The sequence below is a fragment of the Streptomyces sp. NPDC054847 genome (assembly GCF_053610925.1).
Genome location: NZ_JBSGZJ010000676.1, coordinates 1 through 2,495, shown reverse-complemented (window position 1 = coordinate 2,495; position 2,495 = coordinate 1). Strand labels below are relative to the sequence as shown.

At 71.2% G+C, this 2,495-nt stretch carries 3 protein-coding genes; all 3 read left to right on the top strand.

Annotated elements, in window-relative coordinates:
- The first annotated feature begins 192 nt into the window (after positions 1 to 192).
- The 3 genes from ACWGH4_RS34085 to ACWGH4_RS34075 are packed head-to-tail and all read left to right on the top strand — an operon-like array spanning position 193 to position 2,425.
- On the top strand, positions 193 to 1,701 hold the full coding sequence (locus ACWGH4_RS34085) for a DEAD/DEAH box helicase (RefSeq protein WP_453467668.1): 1,509 nt from the start codon (positions 193 to 195) through the stop codon (positions 1,699 to 1,701).
- A gap of 54 nt (positions 1,702 to 1,755) precedes the next feature.
- The gene (locus ACWGH4_RS34080) at positions 1,756 to 2,061 is read left to right on the top strand and encodes a CBS domain-containing protein (RefSeq protein WP_453467666.1); all 306 of its coding nucleotides are present in this window, start codon (positions 1,756 to 1,758) and stop codon (positions 2,059 to 2,061) included.
- Between the two features lie 58 nt (positions 2,062 to 2,119).
- Positions 2,120 to 2,425 (top strand): SCO5918 family protein, encoded by a 306-nt coding sequence (locus tag ACWGH4_RS34075; RefSeq protein ID WP_453467664.1) that lies wholly within the window; start codon positions 2,120 to 2,122, stop codon positions 2,423 to 2,425.
- The last annotated feature ends 70 nt before the right edge of the window (positions 2,426 to 2,495 follow it).

Sequence of the window (2,495 nt, the reverse complement as noted above, 5' to 3'; positions counted from 1 at the left end):
ACATTCGGCAGGGACTCATTCCGGCCTTGACGTCCGAATCGATCTGCCCACCCGGTGACCTGCCGGGGATTCTCACGAGCGGCCCGATTCGCTTTCGTTTTCGCTTTCTGCCTGGCTCGTTCTCGCGATTCTCCGTGCTGCTCCTTTGCTGCGGTAATTCCTTGATACGTGCCACATCGAGGAAGGTTCCGTATGAACCGCACACGTACCGAAGACCGTTATTCCCGCACCCGTAGCGGCGGTGGCTCCGGCCGCGGCAGCCGTTTCGGCTCGCCGGCTCCCACCCGCTCGGGTTCCTCCGGCCGCTCCGGTGGGGGTGGCCGCTCCGGTGGTTACGGCCGCCGGCCCGCCGCGCAGGGCGAGTTCGCCCTCCCCGTCACCGTGACCCCCGCCCTGCCCGCCGTCGAGCGGTTCGCCGACCTCGACATGCCGGAGCAGCTGCTCGCTGCGCTCGCCTCGCAGGGCGTGACCGTGCCGTTCCCCATCCAGGGCGCGACGCTGCCCAACACCCTGGCCGGCCGTGACGTGCTCGGCCGCGGCCGTACCGGTTCTGGCAAGACCCTCGCCTTCGGCCTGGCCATGCTGGCCGGTACCGCGGGGAAGCGCGCAGAGCCGCGGCTTCCGCTGGCGCTGGTCCTCGTACCGACGCGCGAGCTGGCCCAGCAGGTCACCGACGCGCTCACCCCGTACGCCCGGTCGCTGAGGCTGCGGATGGCCACGGTCGTCGGCGGGATGTCGATCGGCAGGCAGGCCGGTGCGCTGCGCAGCGGCGCGGAGGTCGTCGTGGCGACTCCCGGACGGCTGAAGGACCTGATCCAGCGCGGCGACTGCCGACTCGACCAGGTCTCGGTCACGGTCCTCGACGAGGCCGACCAGATGGCCGACATGGGCTTCATGCCCCAGGTCACCGCCCTGCTCGACCAGGTGCGCCCGGACGGCCAGCGGATGCTGTTCTCCGCCACCCTCGACCGCAACGTCGACCTGCTCGTCCGCCGCTACCTGAACGATCCGGTCGTGCACTCCGTCGACCCGTCGGCCGGCGCCGTCACGACGATGGAGCACCACGTGCTGCACGTCGACAGCTCCGACAAGCACGCCACCACGACGGAGATCGCCGCCCGCGACGGCCGGGTGATCATGTTCCTGGACACCAAGCACGCCGTGGACCGGCTGACGAAGGACCTGCTCAGCAGCGGCGTACGGGCCGCGGGACTGCACGGCGGCAAGTCCCAGCCGCAGCGGAACCGTACGCTGGCGCAGTTCAAGACCGGGCATGTCACCGTGCTCGTCGCCACGAACGTCGCCGCCCGCGGTATCCACGTCGACAACCTCGACCTCGTCGTCAACGTCGACCCGCCGACCGACCCCAAGGACTACCTGCACCGCGGCGGCCGCACCGCCCGGGCCGGTGAGTCGGGCAGCGTCGTGACCCTGGTGACCCCGAACCAGCGCCGCGACATGGCCCGCCTCCTGTCGCACGCCGGGGTCCGCCCGACGACCACTCAGGTCAGGTCCGGCGGCGTCGAACTGAACCGCATCACCGGCGCGCAGGCACCGTCCGGCACGCCGGTCGTCATCACCGCACCGGTGACCGAGCGCCCCGCGCGCAGCGCCGGCTCCCGTGCCCGGCGCGGCCGCAACGCGTCGCAGGCCCCGCGCCGCGCGCCCCGCCGGCAGGCTGCCGTCGGCACCGCGGCCTGAGAGCCCGGGACGTCATTGATCAAGGCCCTCACCCATCGTCGCAGGAGGCATCTCTTGGCACTGGTTCAGCTGAAGCCCCGTCCGGTCGGTCCGATGTCCGGCACCAGGACGGCGGCCGGCCTCGTGGCGGCGGCCGGACCGCAGGTCCGTGCCGACACGACCGCGAAGGCCTGGGGCGACATGACCGTGGAGGTGGCGCTGTCCGTGATGGCCGGCGCCCGCGCCGGGCATCTGCTCATCTGCGACGCGGACGACCAGTGCACCGGATCCGTCACCCTGGCGCAGCTCGTGGCCGTACGTGACAGCGCCGTCCGCACGGACACGGTGCGACTGAGCGAAGTCGCCGCCCTCCCTTGTTGAACCGCCGCACCCCTTGCGGACTCCCCTTCCGCTTCCCCACTTCTCCCTGTGAGGTCTCATGCGCTGCGTCATCGCTCGCTTCCCCTTCGATCTGACCAAGAGTGGCGTGCTGGAATCGATGAAGGGCGTCAAGCCCGAGCCGATCACCGGTGACTTCGTGGTCATCGGCCGTCGTCAGTACCCCGTCAAGCAGGTGGGCGCGGTCATCACCCGACAGGACCGCCGTGACTTCAGCGCGGGCGAGGTCGTCCGGGCGATGACGGGGCTCGGCTTCACCTGCCGGTCACAGGTCCCGGCCGCGCCCGTGAGCACGCTCACCCCGCTCCAGCAGGCGCACGCCTCGCTGGGCACCACGGTGGTTTGACCTGCGGCACCCTCCGGACCTGACAGGGCACCGGAGAGGCAAGGAACGAAGAGGGCCCGACCGGCGCGCG

Excerpts from the sequence above, each read along its gene's own strand:
- ACWGH4_RS34085 (WP_453467668.1), top strand. The coding sequence starts at position 193 with ATGAACCGCACACGTACCGAAGACCGTTATTCCCGCACCCGTAGCGGC.
- ACWGH4_RS34075 (WP_453467664.1), top strand. The coding sequence starts at position 2,120 with ATGCGCTGCGTCATCGCTCGCTTCCCCTTCGATCTGACCAAGAGTGGC.